General features: G+C 54.4%; 16 protein-coding genes. 7 read left to right on the top strand and 9 right to left on the bottom strand.

What is annotated here, in order from left to right:
* Window positions 1–45 precede the first annotated feature (45 nt).
* From pepF to MJ257_RS12690, 4 genes are all read left to right on the top strand, one after another.
* Complete coding sequence (pepF, locus tag MJ257_RS12705) at window positions 46–1,836, top strand: oligoendopeptidase F (protein WP_240269621.1); 1,791 nt, start codon at window positions 46–48, stop codon at window positions 1,834–1,836.
* A gap of 84 nt (window positions 1,837–1,920) precedes the next feature.
* The gene (locus MJ257_RS12700) at window positions 1,921–2,301 is read left to right on the top strand and encodes a LapA family protein (protein ID WP_240269610.1); all 381 of its coding nucleotides are present in this window, start codon (window positions 1,921–1,923) and stop codon (window positions 2,299–2,301) included.
* Window positions 2,302–2,313: 12 nt separating this feature from the next.
* Window positions 2,314–3,351: a M42 family metallopeptidase gene (locus tag MJ257_RS12695; protein WP_240269609.1), complete on the top strand. Its 1,038-nt coding sequence runs from the start codon at window positions 2,314–2,316 to the stop codon at window positions 3,349–3,351.
* A complete protein-coding gene (locus MJ257_RS12690) occupies window positions 3,338–4,111 on the top strand; it encodes a hypothetical protein (protein ID WP_240269608.1) in 774 nt (257 codons plus the stop codon). The genes MJ257_RS12695 and MJ257_RS12690 overlap by 14 nt, the downstream gene beginning before the upstream one ends.
* 490 nt (window positions 4,112–4,601) lie before the next feature.
* Here MJ257_RS12690 and MJ257_RS12685 read toward each other — a convergent pair whose 3' ends face one another.
* The 7 genes from MJ257_RS12685 to MJ257_RS12655 form a co-directional block, all read right to left on the bottom strand.
* Complete coding sequence (locus MJ257_RS12685; protein ID WP_240269607.1) at window positions 4,602–6,062, bottom strand: helix-turn-helix domain-containing protein; 1,461 nt, start codon at window positions 6,060–6,062, stop codon at window positions 4,602–4,604.
* Between the two features lie 77 nt (window positions 6,063–6,139).
* Window positions 6,140–6,889 carry an ABC transporter permease gene (locus MJ257_RS12680; RefSeq protein ID WP_240269606.1) on the bottom strand — a complete coding sequence of 250 codons (750 nt, stop codon included), beginning with the start codon at window positions 6,887–6,889 and terminating at the stop codon, window positions 6,140–6,142.
* Window positions 6,890–7,651, bottom strand: coding sequence for an ABC transporter ATP-binding protein (locus MJ257_RS12675; protein WP_240269605.1), 762 nt, complete (start codon window positions 7,649–7,651; stop codon window positions 6,890–6,892).
* A gap of 154 nt (window positions 7,652–7,805) precedes the next feature.
* A complete protein-coding gene (locus MJ257_RS12670; protein WP_240269604.1) occupies window positions 7,806–8,147 on the bottom strand; it encodes a DUF1048 domain-containing protein in 342 nt (113 codons plus the stop codon).
* Between the two features lie 37 nt (window positions 8,148–8,184).
* Window positions 8,185–8,505, bottom strand: a complete 321-nt coding sequence (locus tag MJ257_RS12665; protein WP_240269603.1) for a PadR family transcriptional regulator — start codon at window positions 8,503–8,505, stop codon at window positions 8,185–8,187.
* A 13-nt stretch (window positions 8,506–8,518) separates the two neighbouring features.
* A complete protein-coding gene (locus MJ257_RS12660; protein ID WP_240269602.1) occupies window positions 8,519–8,869 on the bottom strand; it encodes a DUF1048 domain-containing protein in 351 nt (116 codons plus the stop codon).
* Window position 8,870: 1 nt separating this feature from the next.
* On the bottom strand, window positions 8,871–9,227 hold the full coding sequence (locus tag MJ257_RS12655; protein ID WP_240269601.1) for a DUF1048 domain-containing protein: 357 nt from the start codon (window positions 9,225–9,227) through the stop codon (window positions 8,871–8,873).
* Window positions 9,228–9,561: 334 nt separating this feature from the next.
* On the opposite strand from MJ257_RS12655, the gene MJ257_RS12650 reads away from it, so the two are divergent.
* Complete coding sequence (locus MJ257_RS12650; protein WP_240269600.1) at window positions 9,562–10,062, top strand: MarR family winged helix-turn-helix transcriptional regulator; 501 nt, start codon at window positions 9,562–9,564, stop codon at window positions 10,060–10,062.
* Entirely contained in the window at window positions 10,040–14,251 is a 4,212-nt protein-coding gene (locus MJ257_RS12645; protein ID WP_240269599.1) for a 2-hydroxyacyl-CoA dehydratase, read from the top strand. Before MJ257_RS12650 ends, MJ257_RS12645 begins: the two co-directional genes overlap by 23 nt.
* Before the next feature lie 107 nt (window positions 14,252–14,358).
* Here MJ257_RS12645 and MJ257_RS12640 read toward each other — a convergent pair whose 3' ends face one another.
* A complete protein-coding gene (locus MJ257_RS12640; protein ID WP_275693803.1) occupies window positions 14,359–15,738 on the bottom strand; it encodes an MATE family efflux transporter in 1,380 nt (459 codons plus the stop codon).
* Between the two features lie 279 nt (window positions 15,739–16,017).
* Here MJ257_RS12640 and MJ257_RS12635 point away from each other — a divergent pair, with 279 nt between their 5' ends.
* Entirely contained in the window at window positions 16,018–16,953 is a 936-nt protein-coding gene (locus tag MJ257_RS12635) for an AraC family transcriptional regulator (protein WP_240269597.1), read from the top strand.
* Window positions 16,954–17,021: 68 nt separating this feature from the next.
* Here MJ257_RS12635 and MJ257_RS12630 read toward each other — a convergent pair whose 3' ends face one another.
* Window positions 17,022–18,971 (bottom strand): ABC-F family ATP-binding cassette domain-containing protein, encoded by a 1,950-nt coding sequence (locus MJ257_RS12630; RefSeq protein ID WP_240269596.1) that lies wholly within the window; start codon window positions 18,969–18,971, stop codon window positions 17,022–17,024.

Below are 18,971 nucleotides of genomic sequence, written 5' to 3'. Positions count from 1 at the left end.
GGCCAATCTGAATTATCATCTTACCCAACCCAAAGGAGGATTCCGATGAGCACTGTATTGAAACGTTCCGAGGTACCGCAGGAGAATACATGGAAACTGCAGGATTTGTTCCCCGACCAAGCTGCTTGGGACAAATCGTACAACGAACTCAAGACGTTGAAGGACAAAGCGGCCGAATTCGAAGGCAAGCTCACCAACGCGGAGAGCATCAAAGCCGTATTCGAGCTGGAGGACGATTTGTCTTTACAAATCGAACGGCTCTATGTTTACGCCCATCTCAATCATGATGAGGATACCACCAACCCTACATATCAGGCTCTTGTGCAAAAAGCCAAAAAATTAAGCGTTGAAGTCAGCGAGGCCTTGTCTTTTATTACCCCGGAAATTCTGGCCCTGCCCGAGCAGGAGCTCGACAAGCTGATTAGCGATCCCGTGCTTGCGGATTACAAATTCACTTTGCAGGAGATTAAACGCGAGAAAGCGCATGTGCTGAGCAAAACGGAAGAAGCGCTGCTCGCCCAGGTCGGCAATTTGTCGCAAGCGCCGCAGCAAATTTTCGGCATGATCAACAACGCCGATATGAAATTCCCGAAGATCAAGGACGAAAACGGGAACGACGTCGATTTGACCCACGGCAGCTACATCCAGTTCCTGGAGAACCCGAACCGCGAAGTACGCGAGCGGGCGTTCAAAGCCGTGTACGAAACCTATCGTAAGCAAAAAAACACTATCGCCTCCACGCTGAGCGCGAACGTCAATAAAAACATGTTTTATTCCCGGGTACGCAAATACCCTTCCGTGCTGGAAATGTCCCTCTATGGCGACAACATTCCGAAGGAAGTGTATACGAACCTGATCGACGCCGTGCATGAGAGCCTGCCGCTTCTGCGACGTTACATGAAGCTGCGCAAGAAGCTGCTGGGCGTTGACGAGCTGCATATGTACGATCTGTTCGCCCCGCTCGTAGAGGAATACAAGTGGGATATCTCTTATGAGGAAGCGAAGAACATGGTCGAGGAAGGGCTGCAGCCGTTGGGCGAGGATTACCTGAAAGTGCTGCGCGAAGGCTTCGAGAACCGTTGGATCGACGTATACGAGAACGAAGGCAAACGCACCGGCGCTTACAGCTGGGGGGCCTACGGCACCCATCCATACGTGCTGCTGAACCACAAGGACAACTTGAACAGCATGTTTACGCTGGCGCATGAGATGGGCCACGCGCTGCATTCCTATTTTTCGGATGAAGCCTTGAAATACCGGGATGCGCAATACACCATCTTCCTGGCTGAAGTCGCCTCGACGACCAACGAAGCGCTGCTGATGGATTATCTGCTCAAGAAATCAACCGATCCGAAACAGAAGCTGTACCTGCTGACGTACTATGCCGACCAGTTCCGGACCACGTTATTCCGGCAAACGATGTTCGCCGAATTCGAGAAGCTCATCCACGAGCGTGCCGAAGCCGGGGAATCGCTCACGCCGCAGGAGCTGTCGGAGATATATTACGATTTGAACGTGAAATACCACGGCAAAGACATGGTCGTCGACCAGGATATCGAAATGGAATGGGCTCGCATCCCTCATTTCTACACGAGCTTTTACGTGTACAAATACGCAACGGGCTTCTCCGCGGCGACGAGCTTCTCGAAGCAAATTCTCGAGGAAGGCAAACCTGCCGTTGATCGGTATCTTGGATTTCTGAAGAGCGGCGGCAGCGACTATTCGATCAATATCCTGAAAAAAGCCGGGGTCGACATGTCCTCGCCGGAGCCGATCCGCGAAGCGATGAGCGTATTCGAGAACGTCATCGCGCAAATGGAACAATTGACGAACTAACGTACTTGCCCTAGAGCTACCACAAAATCCCTTGCCCTTAACGGACAAGGGATTTTATACTGTCCTAGAAGGAGGTGTATCCTCATGAAAATTCAATGGTCCCTGATTTTAGCCCTGATCTTCGCTTTGATCACCGCCGTATTTGCCGTAATTAACGTCGATCCGGTGCAGGTCAATTTGCTGTTCGGCTCGGTCAGCCTCCCGCTGATTTTGCTGATCCTCGGCAGTACGCTGCTCGGCGGCATCATCGTCGGCTCGTTTGGCATTTACCGCGGTTACCGGCTGCAGCGCGAAGTCAAAGGCTTGCATGCCAAGCTTGTACATATCCAGGAAGCGACCGGTTATATCTTCCCGGAAACCGAGAAGCCGGAACGCGGCAAGAAGAAGAAATCGGCCGAAAACGAAACCGAACCTGGAACCGGAACCGAACCGGTGGAGGAGGATTCCCCCATCACTAACCCTTAAAGGAGGTTTCCCATGAATATTCAACCGAATGAAACCTATATCTTAAATTTATTGAAAACATTGCTGGATACGCCAAGCCCTAGCGGGTTTACGCACGGTATCATGTCGTTGATCGCGCGTGAGGCCGAAGCCCTCGGCGTGCCTTGCAGCTTCAATGAAAAGGGCGGCGCCCTCCTGACCCTGCCCGGCCGCGATTCGTCGCGGCGCATCGCGCTTAGCGCCCACGTCGACACGTTAGGCGCTATGGTGCGCGCCGTCCGTCCGAACGGCACGCTGGCGATCACCTCGGTTGGCGGGTTCATGATGCACAGCATCGAAAACGAATACTGCCAAATCCACACCCGCAGCGGCCGGGTATATACCGGCACGATCCTGTCGACCCACCCTTCCGTTCACGTCTACAGCGACGCCCGCGAGTTCAAACGCGAGGAGAAGAACATGGAGGTACGGATCGACGAGGTCGTAGAGAATAAAGAAGACGTGCTGAAGCTTGGCATTGGCGTCGGCGACTTCATTTCGTTTGATGCCCGGGCCGTCGTGACGTCAAGCGGGTACATCAAATCCCGCCATCTGGACGACAAGGCGAGCGTAGCCGCCCTGTTCGGGCTCATCGAATCGAGCCGCCGCGAAGGCTGGATCCCGCGGCATGACCTCGTATTCCTTATCTCCAACTATGAGGAAGTCGGGCATGGCGCTTCCTGGATTCCGGACGGCGTGAACGAAATGATCGCCGTCGACATGGGCGCCATGGGCGATGATTTGAGCTGCAAAGAGACCGACGTCTCGATTTGCGCGAAGGACTCCACCGGCCCGTACGACTATGAGATGACCAGCCGGTTGATCGAGCTTGCCCGAGGCCTTGGCATTCCGCATGCGGTCGATATCTATCCGCATTACGGCTCCGATGCCTCGGCTGCGCTGCACGGTGGCCACAATATCCGCGCCGCGCTCATCGGACCGGGCGTACACGCCTCGCACGCCATGGAGCGAACCCATAAACTGGCGGTCATCAATACGACCCGCCTGTTAGCGGCTTATGTTGCCGATTAATGGGCGGCGCTGGGGGATCGCCGCGGCTTCGGCCGTGGCGATCTTTTTCTGCATCCTGCTGATGATCGGCTGGGGCAGCCGCTACCTGCTCCCGCACAACTATGATTATTACGAGCTCACCGCGAGCAACGGCGTCAAGCTGCATGCCTTGGTCGTCGATCCGGAGCGGGTCGAGCTGCAGGCGGCCGACCGGCCGCTGGGACGTTACCGCGTGTACGGCATCAACGGCGGCTTTTTCTATAACGACGCCGTATTGTCGATCGCGGTGAACGATGACCAGCCGATTCAAGGCGCGGCTGGCGCTTACGGCTCCGGCTGGTTCAACGCCAAATACGCCCGCGGCACGCTCGTATGGGACGGCGCCGCGGGCGGTTTCTCGATACAGGTGGCTTCCGCCGCAGACGAGCTTGCCGTCACGGATCGCTCCCGCTATTTTGCCCAGGGCGGCGTCAGCATGAAGATTCAGGATGACGCCGGGTGGCGGGCGGCGGCAATCGATGCCGAGCATCTGCCGAATCCGGACGAGAACCGGCTACGCTCCGGTCTCGCCTATGACGCGGACGGCCGGTTGTGGCTGATCGTCACGCCCACCCGCTGCACCGCCGAGGCGTTCCGTTCGGCAGTCAAGGCAACGCTTGCCGGCGGCCAACTCGTCGACGGCATCTTCCTCGACGGCGACGGCTCGGCGCAGCTGAACGCCGCCGAAACCAAGCTGAACGGGGATTCCCGTGATTTGCGGCAAGTTATTGTGATACGGTAAGTAAAACGCCTGACGGCGTGTTCGGTGGGAGCTAACTTCTACCTTGTGAGCTTCAAATAAGTGCAATCCTCCGGACCGAATAACTTTACTTCTGCAATGATGATATGCTTGATGTCCCTCTCTTGCTGCCTTTGCGCGATTATCCCTTTCGTTCAGGGGGGCTCGGGGTCCGGAGTGAGGCGAGCTCTTCTCCGGTTCTCGGCGATCTGATTAAAGGGGATAATCGTGCAAAGCATCCGGCCAGAGGGTGTTGATCTTCTTCTTACGATACGATAAGAGAATCTTTCCCTCGAATTTATACTTTTCTCATCTTTTGAAAAAAACGCCTATTCGTTTAAACTTCAACGAATAGGCGTTTTACGTAATGAACTTCCTTAAGCTCCACCATTTTGACCAAAGGCCGTGTAATTAGGTTGATCATGATGAATCGTACCGGGAGCAGCAAATAATAGAGAAAAAAGAACTGCTACAACAATAAAGACCCTAGATTTCATAAACTCCGTTTCACCTCGTTTATGACATTTTTATAATTTTCACATATATCTATATTAGCCATATGCCTATGATGTTCAAATAGGATCATAAAATCCAGAAGTGCTTCCTTATTATTAATTCTAACTGAATTCTCAAGTCCTTGCATCAAATATTTAAAACCCATTGTGTAATCTTTTTTGTGTAGATAGTAATAAGTAAGATCGTACAAAAATTGATTGTACTTACCAAGTAGAACCTGATCTTTATACAAGTCATTTGTTTGTTTACGGTTTATATAGGCCTCAATCTCCGACTTAAATTGAAGTAGTATATGATCTACATCAATATGGTATCGGTTAGCAGCATACACCACGTTCGAAATCGACGTGATTACTTCATCAGGGTTTTCTACCATAAACGCGACGTAATCGGATAAATATTCGATTTCACCGACCATGAGTCGATTGACATAGATGTTGGCATTCGACCATTTTTGAAATAAACCTAACCAATGTCTGGTATCCTCATCCTTTTCCCTTACCCAGCTTAAATCGGTATATTGATAAGTATATTCCAACGCTTTAGCATAGTCTTCTCTACCTTCATATGCTTCTGCACATAATAGTTTGGCATATACAATATATACAAACATGGGTCTGCTAAGCCGGCGCTGTATTTCGGGAAATCCTTCTTCCGAACGTCGTTCACTAAAATAGATAATACTTGCTTTTTGTTCCATCTCCTTAGCCAACACCTCAAGCCGATCCCACTCACGAAGTGAGCGATACAAGTTAGCCAAATCCTTCAGCGCATCCAGTTGCAAGACTTCATCCAGCCGATCCACGTAGGGTTCGAATTGATGCGCGATTTTGAGATTATGGGCCTGATCCGATCCGATCCGGATCTTAAACAACCGATACTGACATACCGCCAACCGCTCGGAATACTGTCTGGTTTCGCTCATCGCTACGTTTTCATACAGAATCTCTGCGGCACCGTACAAGTCCTTCTCAAAAAATTCCTCGGCCAACTCGAATAAGGACGTAGAGTATGTTAAATTATCCAGCAACAGGCATACCGTTCTTCGAATGGAATCCAGCTTGTCCAATTCGGCGCATCTTCGAAGGAAAGGGCCTACTCTCCGCCAGTTGGGGTTCCTTTCTTTTAGATAATCCTCAATGTATTTTTCGTAATAATGCCCTATGGGTACGCCCATGATCTCCGAAATCCGGTCCAAATGGTCGATGGTTAAGGTTCGGTTGCCGTTCAATATATAACTCAGCGTTCCCGCGTTAATTTTTAACCTCATCGAGAATTGACTCAAATTCAAATCATGTTCTCTGATAAAAGAATGGACTTCCTCCAGGATCGTAGAGGTACTCATCGGATCATCACCACACATTCTCATGATAATTACGTCTGGAATTATATGTATGAAATTAATATATCTTCTTTTTATACTGCGGTCAATTACCATTCTAAAGACGGTGAAGTTAAAAAGGCCCTTGCCCTACCCCATTCGAGGTAACGGCAAGGACTGTCATACTGGATAACCTACCCTAATTGGCGTCTAAACGCTTTGCTGGCGAAGAAGTAGGCGATGATCATAATGCCGACGCACCAGGCTAGCGCGACCCAGATCTCGTTACCCACCGTGCCTTTATAGAGGAGGGCCCGAATCGCATTCACGATGGAAGTCACGGGCTGGTTCTCGGCGAACGCACGGACAATTTTAGGCATGGTTTCGGTAGGGACGAAGGCCGAACTGATAAACGGCAGGAATATCAACGGGTACGAGAAGGCCGTTGCCCCCTCCATTGTCTTTGCTGTCAGGCCGGGAATGACCGCCAGCCATGTCAGCGCCAGCGTAAACAACCCGAGAATCCCGGCTACCGCGAGCCATTCCAGGATACCGGCGCTTGAACGAAAGCCCATCAAAAGCGCGACGAGGAAAACCACCACGACAGTAAGCGCATTGGAAACAAGCGATGTCAATACATGAGCCCATAATACCGACGAGCGCTTGATCGGCATGGTGATGAAACGCGCCATCAACCCGCTCTTTATATCCCCAAACAGCCGGAAGGCCGTGTAAGAGATGCCGGATGCAATCGCCATCAGCAAGATTCCCGGCAATAAATAATTGACGTAATTGTTCGTACCTGCCTCTATGGCGCCTCCAAAGACGTAGACAAATAACAGCATCATCGCAATTGGCGTAATCGCTACCGTGATAATCGTATCCGGGCTGCGCATGATGTTGCGCATTAATCGTCCTAATAATACCCATGTTTTATTTTTCATTTACTTCTCCTCCTTTTTGCCGATAATCGCGAGGAAGATTTCCTCCAACGTCGGCTGCTTCTCGATATACTCCACTTTCGCCGGCGGGAACATCTCTTTGAGTTCGGCAAGGGTGCCGGTCGTGATGATCTTTCCGCCATGCAGGATGGCGATCCGGTCGGCCAGTTGCTCGGCTTCCTCCAGGTACTGGGTCGTCAGCAAGATCGTCGTGCCGCTGCCGGCGAGCTCCTTGACGGTATTCCACACTTCAATCCGTGCTTCGGGATCCAGCCCTGTCGTCGGTTCGTCGAGAAAAATGACGTCAGGCGCACCGATCAAGCTCATGGCGATGTCCAGCCGGCGTTTCATTCCGCCGGAATACTGATCCGCCCGACGGTTCGCCGCATCGGTCAGGCTGAATTTGGCAAGCAGATTGTCGGCGACTTGAGCGGGACGGGGAACTCCCCGCAACTTGGCGATCATCATCAGGTTTTCCCTTCCTGTATGCATGCCGTCTATAGCTGCAAACTGCCCGGTCAGGCTGATGCTCTGACGAACATGATCCGGTTGACGCTGGACGTCAGAGCCGCAAACCCTTGCTTCGCCGCCATCGGGCTTCATCAGCGTCGAGAGGATGTTGACCGTCGTCGTCTTGCCCGCTCCATTGGAGCCCAGCAGCGCGAAAATTTCGCCGCGCCGCACCTCAAAATCCACTCCCTTTAAGACTTCCTTGTCTTTAAATGATTTTTTAAGTCCTTTTACGGAAATCGCTGCATTGCTCATCCTTTTTTCCTCCTATAATCAACTATTTAGTAACACTGGTAACACGTATCACTTACTACCTGGCTAAAATGAAACTGAATAGCAAAGGTGAAAGTACCCCTTCGGAACCAGCCATTCAGTCGGTTTTGATCTACGGGATGATCCGGCCAAGTTTTTATTTTTTTCTTAATCGCTCCTGAATGCTTTGATTCAAATCTTCCCGATATTTTGCGAAGTAGGTTTTCGCATTGGCCACGAGGCCATCGGCAAACGACGCCACGTCTTCCCCGGTGATCTCCAGCACCTGTCTTCCTTCCGCCGCGCCGGCTTCGAACATATCGATTAATTCGTATTGCATGTGCAGCATATCCATCCCGTTGCCCGCCGAGAAATTCCACATATAGGTTTGGATTTTCTTAAACACATACTGGTAGTCCTCCGGCAAAGCATCCACCCTTGCCATCATCATCTTGTACTCTTTCTTATCGCCGATTAATTTTTTGAACATTTCCATCATATAACTTCTCCTCCTCTTTTAGATTTATCTTATGTCGCTAATTGGACTTCAAGGCGTTGATTTTAGACGAAACGAAATCCCATTTTTCCCAAAACGAGGCGAGTTCTTGACGGCCAGCCTCATTCAGGGTGTAGAACTTGCGTGGCGGCCCCATATCCGACGGTTTCTTTTCGATATTCACCAGGTTTTTCTTCTCTAATCGCACGAGGATGGTGTATACTGTCCCTTCCACGACTTCGGTAAACCCCAGCTCGTTCAGACGGCGGGTAATCTCGTAACCATACGTTTCACGACGGCTGATGATTTCCAGCACGCAACCTTCCAGCGAACCCTTTAGCATTTCCGTTAAATTGTCCATGTTTCGCACCCTTTTACTTGATTTTATCCGTAACCTTTTTCATAGCCTTGTTCATTGCTTGGTTCACGGATTCTTGATAATTGTCGGCGTAAGTTTTGGAATCTTTGATGAGATCGTCGCAGAAAGCCGCCACATCATTGCCAGTGACTTCGAGAACGCCTTTCCCCAAGGCCGCGCCCCCTTCAAAAAGATCAACAATCCCCGATAGCAAGCCGATTCCGTCCATAAGTTCAGCAGGGCCAACCTTAAAGAGATATTTCTGAATCTCGTTATAGACGATTTGATAATCCTGAGGAAGTGCTTTAACACGCGCGACGTGGGCCCGCCATTCTTTTTTGCCTTGAAGCATTTGTTGAATATTCATGTTATCCCTCCCGTTTTCCTAATTTTTTCGCGACATTCCGATTGAGTTGCTCGCGCCACTTGTCACGAAGCGACTTTGCCCCTTCTTCACCGGCTAGCGCTGAACAGAAGCCTTGGATATCGTCACCCAATACCTCTTGAACGCGCTGGCCGTCCGCCGCGGTTTCTTCGAGCCAGCTCAGCGCTCCGTCAAGAATCGGCATGAGGTTGCGACCGGTGAAATCGGAGTGCGCCCACAGATTCGATTTAATCTCATCCCATGCCGCTTGATAATCGGTCGGCAGCTTATGGGCGCGCGCCTCAAACCCTTTCATTTCCCTTGTCATGTCGTTGCCCGTAATTTTGTCCCAAAAATTCATGACGCTCTTCTCCTTTATCTCGATCGTTCGGGGCAATGTACGCCCACTATTCTGTCTGACTAATATTCTGTATAACTTAGTACCTGGGGAAAAAGGAACCGAATAGCTTGTAGAGCACCTCGCTCCGCTATTCAGTATTGCTTATTACAGGTACATTGTAGCACCGAGTAGCAGGGGTGTCAACCGGATTTTAAAAAATTTTTTTCGCGGCTAGCGTATCCCGATTTCCTTGTCCCTATTACATTTTTAATATTCCGGCGCTCCCGGTTGGTGATATGGTTTGAGTATAAAGTTTTATCATAAAACTTTTCTGTTCGGGAGGGCTGGAAACACGATGAAAGAGCATCAGGAAATGTGCGTTGGGATCTGCGAGACGACGCTGGATATCGCCCACAGCATGGGTCGATTATTTTTTAACGACGGGGAGCAGATTTTGCCAAGCAAATTTTTTATTTTGCTGGCGGTATATCGATACGGAAGATCCACGGTTTCGCAAATTGCCGAACAGGTTGGTTTATCGTCCAGCGCTAACACCATCGCGATCAACAAAATGGTCCAGGAAGGCCTGCTGGACCGGGTTCGGGACGAGGCGGATAAGCGTATCTGCTGGATTGATTTGACGGATCGCGGGCGATCGGTCCTCGAAGGGATGATTGCGAAACGCAACCAAATCTTCCAAACGATCCTCGGCGATTTCCCCGAGGAACAGTTGCAGGTATTCCTGCAATCCCTGCAGACGATCCGGGACAAATTTGCCGCGGGGAACACGGTTATGGAAGGAACGTTATTGACTACAGGGACGGAGGAACTACATGCTGCTGCAGATCGGACTTGATATCGGCTCTACCACGGCAAAAATCGTTGCGTTGCACGAAGGCACCATCGTGCACCGGGCGTACGCCCGCCACTATTCGGATATCCGTACGGCGGTGCCAGGATTGTGGCGGGAGGTCATGCACCGGTTCCCCGAGGCGGAGGCCGGTCTTTGCATCAGCGGCTCTTCCGGGCTCAAGCTGGCAGAGCTGGCCGGCATTCCGTTTCTGCAGGAGGTCGTCGCCTGCACGAAGGCGATCCAGCGGCTGGCACCGGAAACCGACACCGCGATCGAGCTTGGCGGCGAGGACGCCAAGATCATTTACTTGCGCGGCGGCATCGAACAGCGCATGAACAACGCCTGTGCCGGCGGGACCGGCGCGTTTATCGACCAGATGGCCGCGCTGCTGGAGACCGATCCGGCGGGACTGGACGAATGGGCTGCCCGCTGCGAGACGATCTACCCGATCGCCTCGCGCTGCGGGGTGTTCGCCAAGACAGACGTGCAGCCGCTACTAAACGAAGGGGCGCGCCGCGAGGATATCGCCGCCTCCATCTTCCAGAGCATCGTGACCCAGACGATCAGCGGGCTGGCTTGCGGCCGGCCGATCCGCGGCAAGGTGGCTTTTCTCGGCGGGCCGCTCACGTTCCTGCCGCAATTGCGGGTGCGTTTCATCGAAACGCTCCAGCTCGCACCGGACGATGTCGTGTTTCCGGACGATGCCCAGTATTTCGTCGCGATCGGCGCAGCCCTGCAAGTCACGGATGGATCTTCGCTTCCGCTCGGCGATTGGCTGAAACGCATGGAGAACGCCGAATGGACGGCTGCTCCCAGCGGGGAGCAGCGGTTAGCGCCCCTGTTCGCGAATGATCCGGAGTATGCGGCCTTCCGGGAACGGCACGATGCAGCGACCGCGCCACGCGCAGAGCTTGCAAGCTACAGCGGTCCCTGCTTCCTCGGCATTGATGCCGGATCGACCACGACCAAGCTGGTGCTGACCGGTGCCGACGACCAAATTTTACATACGTTTTATCGCGGCAATAAAGGGAATCCGCTCGCTTCCCTCGCGGAGGCGCTGCAGGAAATGTACGCCCGGCTGCCGGAAAGCTGCCATATCGCGCGCGCCTGCGTCACGGGTTATGGGGAAGGCCTCATGAAAGCCGCCTTCCGCATCGATGCCGGCGAGGTGGAGACGGTGGCCCACTATAAAGCGGCGGCCCGCTTTATGCCGGACGTCGACTTCATTCTCGATATCGGCGGCCAGGATATGAAATGCATCAAAATCCGCGGCGGCGCGATCGATAGCTTGCTGCTGAACGAAGCCTGCTCGGCGGGCTGCGGTTCTTTTCTCGAGAGCTTTGCCGGGGCATTAGGTCTCGGAATTGCCGAGTTTGCCGAAGCGGCGTTGCATGCCGTCCAACCGGTGGATCTCGGCTCGCGCTGCACGGTGTTCATGAACTCCAAAGTCAAGCAGGTGCAGAAGGAAGGCGCCTCCTTGCCCGATCTTTCGGCCGGCCTGGCATATTCCGTCGTAAAGAACGCGCTGCAAAAAGTGATCAAAATCCGCAATCCCGAGGAGCTCGGCCGCCGGATCGTCGTGCAGGGCGGAACCTTCTACAATGACGCCGTGCTGCGTGCCTTCGAACTGCTCACCGGCCGGGAAGCCGTTCGTCCCGACATCGCCGGCATTATGGGCGCCTATGGTTGCGCGCTGTTGGCCCGGGAGCAATATGACGGAGCAGGTCACAGCAGCCTGCTGCCTTGCGAGGAGCTGCACTCGTTCACCTACGAGGTCTCGCATGCCCGTTGCTCGTTATGCAGCAATAACTGTGCCATGACGATCAGCCGGTTTCCCGACAAAAGCTTCCACGTCAGCGGTAACCGCTGCGAGCGGGGCGCAACGCAGAGAAAACTCAAAAGCTCGCTCCCCAATCTCGTCGATTATAAATACGAGCGGATGTTCAGCTACGCCCCGCTCCCGACAGAGAAGGCCGTTCGAGGGACAGTCGGCTTGCCGCGGGTGCTGAATTTATTCGAAAACTACCCGTTTTGGCACACGTTTTTTACGAAGCTGGGGTACAAGGTCGTGCTGTCGCCAAGGTCCTCGAAAAAGCTGTACGAAACCGGCATGGAGACGATTCCGTCAGAGTCCGTCTGCTATCCCGCCAAGCTGGTGCATGGACACATCGAGAGCCTCATCCGCAGCAAGGTCGACTTTATCTTCTACCCTGCGGTCATTTACGAGAAGAAGGAAGATGCTTCGGCCGACAATCATTTCAACTGTCCGGTCGTAGCCTCGTATCCCGAGGTCATCCGGACCAACATGGACCGGTTGAAAGAGCAAAGCATCCCGCTGGTGAGTCCGTTCCTGAATATCGATCATGTGCCGGCTTTGAAAAAGACCCTGCAGGCCACGTTCACGCACATTCCGGCGAACGAACTGGAGGCGGCGGTCGATGCGGGGCTGCAGGAAGCCGAGCGGGCCCGCAGCGATATCCGCGCTCAAGGCGAAGCGACGCTGAAGCTGCTGGAGGAGACCGGAGCCAAAGGCGTCGTGCTCTGCGGGCATCCGTACCACAGTGATCCCGAGATCAATCACGGCATCGCCGATCTGATTGCCGGGATGGGGCTCGCGGTGTTGACGGAAGATGCGGTATGCCACCTAGGCACCGTGAAACATCCCCTGCCCGTCGTCAATCAATGGACGTACCATGGGCGGATGTACCGCGCGGCTTACTTCGTCAGCGGCCGGGACGACCTGGAGCTGGTGCAGCTGACTTCGTTTGGCTGCGGCATCGATGCGATCACCGCTGATACGATCCAGGACATTTTGGAGCGGCACCACAAGACGTTCACCTTGATTAAAGTCGATGAAATCAGCAACCTGGGGGCAGCGCGCATCCGGTTGCGCTCGCTGCTTGCGGCGATGAAGGAACGTGAAGCTTCGCAGGTTACGGCCCGGACGGTGTCCGTACCCGTCTCGCCGGCCGCTTTTACCAAAGAAATGAAAAGCGGCTACACGATCCTCGCCCCGCAGCTCTCGCCCATTCATTTCGAACTGTTCGAAACGGTGTTCCGCGGAGCTGGCTACCGGCTGAAAGTGCTGGAGAAAGCCAGCAAGCAAACGACGGACGAAGGCTTGAAATTCGTGAACAACGACGCTTGCTACCCGGCGATCGTGACGATTGGGCAAATCATGGCGGCGCTGCGCGGGGGCGACTACGACCCGAACCGGACGGCGGTGATTCTGACCCAAACCGGCGGCGGCTGCCGGGCGACGAACTATATCGCTTTGCTGCGCAAAGCGCTGAAAGAAGCGGGAATGGCGCAAATCCCGGTCATTTCGCTGAATGCGACGGGCATCGAAAGCCAGCCGGGATTCAAGCTGAACTTGAAGCTGATCAACCGGCTGATCGCGGCGGCCTGCTACGGCGATTTGCTGATGCGGCTCTTGTACCGGTTCCGTCCGTACGAGCGGAACGCCGGCGATACCGAGCTGCTGTTCCGCAAATGGATGGTGCTGTGCAAGCATTCCCTGCGGGAGTTTTCTTATGCCGAATACAAGGAGCATATCCGAGGCATGGTCGCGGAGTTCGAAGCGTTGCCGCAATCGGGGGCCGTCAAACCGCGGGTCGGCATCGTCGGCGAAATCCTGATCAAGTTCCATCCCGATGCCAATAACCGAATCGTGGAGGTCATCGAAGCCGAGGGCGGCGAAGCGGTTGTGCCCGATTTTCTCGACTTCATGTTCTATTGCTTGTACAACCCGATTTACAAGGCGGATCACCTCGGCAAGAGCAAAATGCTGGGCCTCCTGAATCCGATGGTCATCCGCTACATCGAAATGTACCGTAAACCGATGAAACAGGCGCTGGAGGCGAGCCGCTATCTCAACCCGCCGGAGAGCATTTACAAGCTGGCGGAGAAGGCTGGACGTCTGCTGTCGGTCGGCAACCAGATGGGTGAAGGCTGGTTCCTCACCGCGGAAATGATGGAGCTGCTCGATCACGGCGTGAACAACATCGTTTGCATCCAGCCATTCGCTTGCCTGCCGAACCACATCACCGGGCGCGGGATGATCAAAGGGCTGAAGGAGCTGTATCCGGACGCCAATATCGCGGCGATCGACTACGACGCCGGCGCGAGCGAAGTGAACCAGATCAACCGCATCAAGCTCATGATGTCGGTGGCCAGCGGCGTGCTGTGCTAAGCAAGTAAAAAACCTTTAAGCCGAGACCTGCCCGCGATTGGGCCGGTGTGAAGGCTTAAAGGTTTTTTTATGCGAAAAATCGAATGCAAATCAATACTAAATATTTATCAGTCCTCCACCAGTCGATGCCGGTACCACTTGGTTCCGCGGAAGCGGCGCAGGAAGATCAAGCCGCGGATCCCCCATTCGATGTCCATGGCCAGCCAGACGCCAACGACGCCAAACGGCAGCACCACGCCTAAAATATAGCCAAGCACGACGCGGAACAGCCACATCGACAACATCGATACGACGGAAGTGTATTTCGCGTCTCCGGCCGCGCGCAGCGCCGACGGCGTGATGAAGCTGATCGCCCACAACGGTATTTGCGCGATCGTATTGATCAGCACGATCGTGAAGATCTCATCCACAATCTCCGCCGGCGGATGAAACAGCGATACGAGCGGATGGTACAAAGGAAGGATGATCAGCCCCATGACGACGAAGGTCGCCGAGGAGAGCCACAGAAACGAGCGAGTCAGCTTCCGGGCGTCCTCGATCTCCCGGCGGCCGATGCATTGCCCAACCACGGTTACGATCGCGATAGACAATGCGTTGGCCGGAATTTGAATCACCATCGCCAGCGAAGCGCTGATCGCATTTGCGGCGATGGCGTAGGTGCCCAGGCTGACGATGAAGATTTGCGTCAGAATTTTGCCCCCGTTAAAGAACATCTGCTCCGCCGCGAACGGCATGCCGATCGAAAGGATTTTTTTGAGCATCGTCCAGTTGACCTGCAGCATATCCCGCAGGCGAACCCTCAGCGACTCGTCCATCTTGACCAGATAATAAATGGCGCAGGCCGCGGCAAGGTATCGGGACACGTTCACGGAGATGTTCATCCCCATAATGCCCATGTCCGCCAAATGGATCAGGACAAAGTTTAAGGCCACATAGGTGAGGTTCATGATCAGCGACAACATCAAGGAGGCCCGCGATTTTCCGATCCCCCGCAGCACCCCGCATACCGCCTCGACGATCGCGATCCCGCAAAACGACAGGCTGCTGCCGATCAGATACGATTTGGCATTCTGAAACACGTCGGCCTCCGCTGAACCAAACAACAGGTTCAAGGTGGGCATATGCAAAGCGATGATCAGCAGGCTGATGGCAAGCGCCAGCAGCACGACGGAGGAGACGGATCCGGAGGAGGCCTTGGATACCATCGCGTCATTCCGGCTGCCCTTGTACTGTGCCACCACAACCGTCCCGCCGGTGGCCACGGCGACAAATACGTTGATCAAGAAAATATTCAGCGAATCAACCATATTGACGGCGCTCACCGCCGCTACCCCGGAGGAGCTGATCATGGCGGTATTCACCAGGTTCAAGCCGATGATAAACGCCTGGTCGATCAAAATCGGGAGAATGAGTGCGATAATTTGCCGGTAATCAATCGATTGGCCGGAGAAATGCCGATCCAAAAAGCGATGCGTTGATGCTTTCATTGCTGCGCTTGCCACGTTATCACTTCTTTTTCATAAATTTTCGCAGGCAACCGTCCGTCCATCGACCGAAAAAAAGAAAGACCCTTCGTCGGGCGAAGAGTTTACAGAGAGAACTATGAACCTGCCTATCACCTTGTAAAAACATTCGATAGTATTATAGCATAGATCGGTAGAAATAGATTACTCTCTCCCGCCGGAACGCTTTGCTGAATAAGAGCAGAGGGCGTCAAGCCGCCACTACCGCTTCCATGTTAATCTATTCACAAGGAGGTGCGCAGGATGCATGCATGGGAACAAATCCAACTCACGATCGACTATATCGAAGAACATCTTTCCGAGGAGTTGCAAATCGAAGCTCTGGCTAAAATGGCGGCGTTGTCGCCGTTTTATTACCAGCGGCTGTTTCGCCGGCTCATCAAAAAGCCGGTCAGCGAATACATCAAGCAGCGCAGGTTGGCCCGAGCCGCCGAAGCCCTGCCCTTGAATGACCGGCGGATCATGGACGTCGCTTTGGATTTCGGCTTTTCCTCCCACGAAACTTTTACCCGGTCCTTCAAAAGCGCGTTTGGCCTTACGCCGGAGGAATACCGGGCCAATCCGGTCGGGTTGAACCGCTTCGCGAAACCCCAATTGCTGCTGAATTACACGACGGTTGACGAAAATGTCCCTTTGGTCGTCGATGGCATCATGATCGAAATCGCGCGGCGTCGATCGCCGGCGACCGAGTATTTTATCGGTCTGTCCGTGGAGGAGCCGATTGGGCAACTGCCCGGCAGCGGAGCAACCGGCATCGATACGTTGGGCTTGTTGTGGGACGATTTTCACGAGAAGAAACCGGGGATTCGCGAATTGAAAGCCGGCGGGGACGAGCTTGGCGTCGCTTATCCAGGTACGAAACCGGGCTATTATCGTTACTTTGCGGGAGCCGAAGCACACGTGGTCGAGCCCCCGGAAGGGTTCGCCGCCTGGACGCTTGCGGAAGGCGAATACATCGTTTGTTCTTTTGCGGCGGAAGATTTCACGCATTTCGTGATGGACGCTTTGTACAAAGCCCAACAGTACCTGTTTGGCACCTGGCTGCCGAATCACGGCATTACCGTCAAGCCCTTTTCGATCGAGCGTTATGCGAGCCACGAACCGGATACGACCAGCATGGAAATTTGGGTTATGCCCGAAATGGCCGACGCGGAATCGGTTCACGCGAAGGTCAACTGAAATAACAAAGAACTATACTACCGAAGTGGCTCACGGGGATCTAGGGTCAATGGTGATCCTTCCGCAACTTACGAATTGCGCTGGGCTTCGATCTTCTCCGCCAGCTCGTTCAGATACGTCCAGCGTTCCATCAGGCGTTCCAGCTCGGCCTCCGCCTCCTGCTGCTGCTGCATCAGTTCTTGCAGGCGGACGGCGTCGCTCGCCGCGGATTCCATTTCCCCGGAAATCGCCGCAAGGCGCTGCTCGGCCGCTTCGATGGTGGCATCGATCGTTTCGTATTCACGTTGCTCGTTATAGCTGAACTTCAGCTTCTCTCCGCGCCCCGGGTCGCGGCTGCCCGACGAGGCTTGCGGCCCGGCATCGCTCCGGTCAGACCGGTCGGTGCCCGTTTTGCGCAAATCCGGGGCGGTTTGTCCGCCCGCTTGCTGCGTCCGCTCCTCATAGTCGCTATAATCGCCAACGTGCACAGCGACTACGCCGCCTCCCTCAAACGCCATGATTTTATCCACGGTCCGATCGAGGAAATAGCGGTCATGGGAGACGACAAACACGGCGCCGGGGAACTCGTCCAAATACGCTTCCAGCACGGTGAGTGTCTGGATGTCGAGATCGTTGGTCGGTTCGTCCAGCAGCAATACGTTCGGTGCGCCCATCAATACGCGCAGCAGATAAAGCCGCCGCTTTTCGCCCCCCGACAGCTTGCCGATCGGCGTCCACTGCATGTCCGGCGGGAATAAGAAGCGCTCCAGCATTTGCGCTGCGGTAATCCGCGAACCGTCCGCCGTCGTCACCACTTCCGCCGCTTCCTTGACATATTCGATCGCCCGCTGCTGGCTGTCCATTTCCTGATGCTCCTGGGTAAAATAGCCCAGCTTCACCGTCTGGCCCAGCACGATTTCGCCGCCATCCGGCTCAATCCGCCCGGCAATCATGTTCAGCAGCGTCGATTTTCCGCTGCCATTGGGCCCCACGATGCCCACGCGATCGCCCGGCACCGCCGTATAGGTCAGCCCCTCGATGAGCAGCCGGCCTTCGATGGACTTGCGCAGCCCTTCGATTTCCAAAATTTTGCGACCCAGCCGGGTCGAAGCGACCGAGATTTCGAGATGGTCGCTTTTATATTCCGTCTTCGCCGCCTGCAGCTGCTCGAACCGTTCGATGCGCGCCTTCTGCTTGGTCGAGCGCGCTTTGGCTCCGCGGCGGATCCAGGCGAGCTCGTTACGCAGAAGATTTTGCCGCTTCTGCTCGGAAGCGGCTTCGCGCTCCTCGCGTTCGCTCTTCAACTCCAGGAAACGGCTGTAATTCGCCTCATAGCGGAACAACCGGCCATGGTCCAGCTCCAGCATGACGTTGCAGACGCGGTCCAGAAAATAACGGTCATGCGTAATGAGCAGCAGCGCCCCGCGCCGTTTCTGGAGATACGTCTCCAGCCAAGCGACGGAATCATTGTCGATGTGGTTGGTGGGCTCGTCCATGATCAGCAGTTCCGACGGGAGAATTAACGCCGAAGCAAGCGCGACGCGCTTCCGTTGGCCCCCGGACAAGCTGCCCATGTTTTGGGCGAAGTCGGAAATGCCCAGCTTGGAGAGCACGCTTTTGGCATCGCTGACCAGCGTCCACGTTTGCAGCCGATCCATCTCCTGCGACAACCGCGCCAGCTCCGCCTGCCGTGCGACATCCCCCGGCTCCCGTTCCAGTGCTTCCTCGGCCTCCATATAGGCGGACACGACCTGAAGCTCAGATCCGCCGCCTTGGAACACGCCGCGCAGAACGGAAATGTCCGGGGCATATTCGGGATTTTGCGCCAGGAACGTCACGCGCACGTCCCGATTGATGGCGACCTTGCCGGAATCGGCTTGTGTAAGGCCGGCGATCACCTTCAGGAACGTGGATTTGCCCGTCCCGTTGACGCCGATCACGCCGATTTTATCGTTTTCGTCCATGCCGAAGGAAGCGTCCTGAAACAGCACTTTCTCCCCATAAGTTTTCGTCAGTTGTTCCACCGTCAGTATGTTCAT

The organism is Paenibacillus timonensis, assembly GCF_022427145.1.
Lineage (GTDB): Bacteria > Bacillota > Bacilli > Paenibacillales > Paenibacillaceae > Fontibacillus > Fontibacillus timonensis.
The sequence above is the reverse complement of the archived record's forward strand: the minus strand, read 5'-3'. Positions and strand labels throughout refer to the sequence as shown.

Excerpts from the sequence above, each read along its gene's own strand:
- pepF (WP_240269621.1), top strand. The coding sequence starts at position 46 with ATGAGCACTGTATTGAAACGTTCCGAGGTACCGCAGGAGAATACATGG.
- MJ257_RS12700 (WP_240269610.1), top strand. The coding sequence starts at position 1,921 with ATGAAAATTCAATGGTCCCTGATTTTAGCCCTGATCTTCGCTTTGATC.
- MJ257_RS12695 (WP_240269609.1), top strand. The coding sequence starts at position 2,314 with ATGAATATTCAACCGAATGAAACCTATATCTTAAATTTATTGAAAACA.
- MJ257_RS12690 (WP_240269608.1), top strand. The coding sequence starts at position 3,338 with ATGTTGCCGATTAATGGGCGGCGCTGGGGGATCGCCGCGGCTTCGGCC.
- MJ257_RS12685 (WP_240269607.1), bottom strand. The coding sequence starts at position 6,062 with ATGGTAATTGACCGCAGTATAAAAAGAAGATATATTAATTTCATACAT.
- MJ257_RS12680 (WP_240269606.1), bottom strand. The coding sequence starts at position 6,889 with ATGAAAAATAAAACATGGGTATTATTAGGACGATTAATGCGCAACATC.
- MJ257_RS12675 (WP_240269605.1), bottom strand. The coding sequence starts at position 7,651 with ATGAGCAATGCAGCGATTTCCGTAAAAGGACTTAAAAAATCATTTAAA.
- MJ257_RS12670 (WP_240269604.1), bottom strand. The coding sequence starts at position 8,147 with ATGATGGAAATGTTCAAAAAATTAATCGGCGATAAGAAAGAGTACAAG.
- MJ257_RS12665 (WP_240269603.1), bottom strand. The coding sequence starts at position 8,505 with ATGGACAATTTAACGGAAATGCTAAAGGGTTCGCTGGAAGGTTGCGTG.
- MJ257_RS12660 (WP_240269602.1), bottom strand. The coding sequence starts at position 8,869 with ATGAATATTCAACAAATGCTTCAAGGCAAAAAAGAATGGCGGGCCCAC.
- MJ257_RS12655 (WP_240269601.1), bottom strand. The coding sequence starts at position 9,227 with ATGAATTTTTGGGACAAAATTACGGGCAACGACATGACAAGGGAAATG.
- MJ257_RS12650 (WP_240269600.1), top strand. The coding sequence starts at position 9,562 with ATGAAAGAGCATCAGGAAATGTGCGTTGGGATCTGCGAGACGACGCTG.
- MJ257_RS12645 (WP_240269599.1), top strand. The coding sequence starts at position 10,040 with ATGCTGCTGCAGATCGGACTTGATATCGGCTCTACCACGGCAAAAATC.
- MJ257_RS12640 (WP_275693803.1), bottom strand. The coding sequence starts at position 15,738 with ATGAAAGCATCAACGCATCGCTTTTTGGATCGGCATTTCTCCGGCCAA.
- MJ257_RS12635 (WP_240269597.1), top strand. The coding sequence starts at position 16,018 with ATGCATGCATGGGAACAAATCCAACTCACGATCGACTATATCGAAGAA.
- MJ257_RS12630 (WP_240269596.1), bottom strand. The coding sequence starts at position 18,971 with ATGAACATACTGACGGTGGAACAACTGACGAAAACTTATGGGGAGAAA.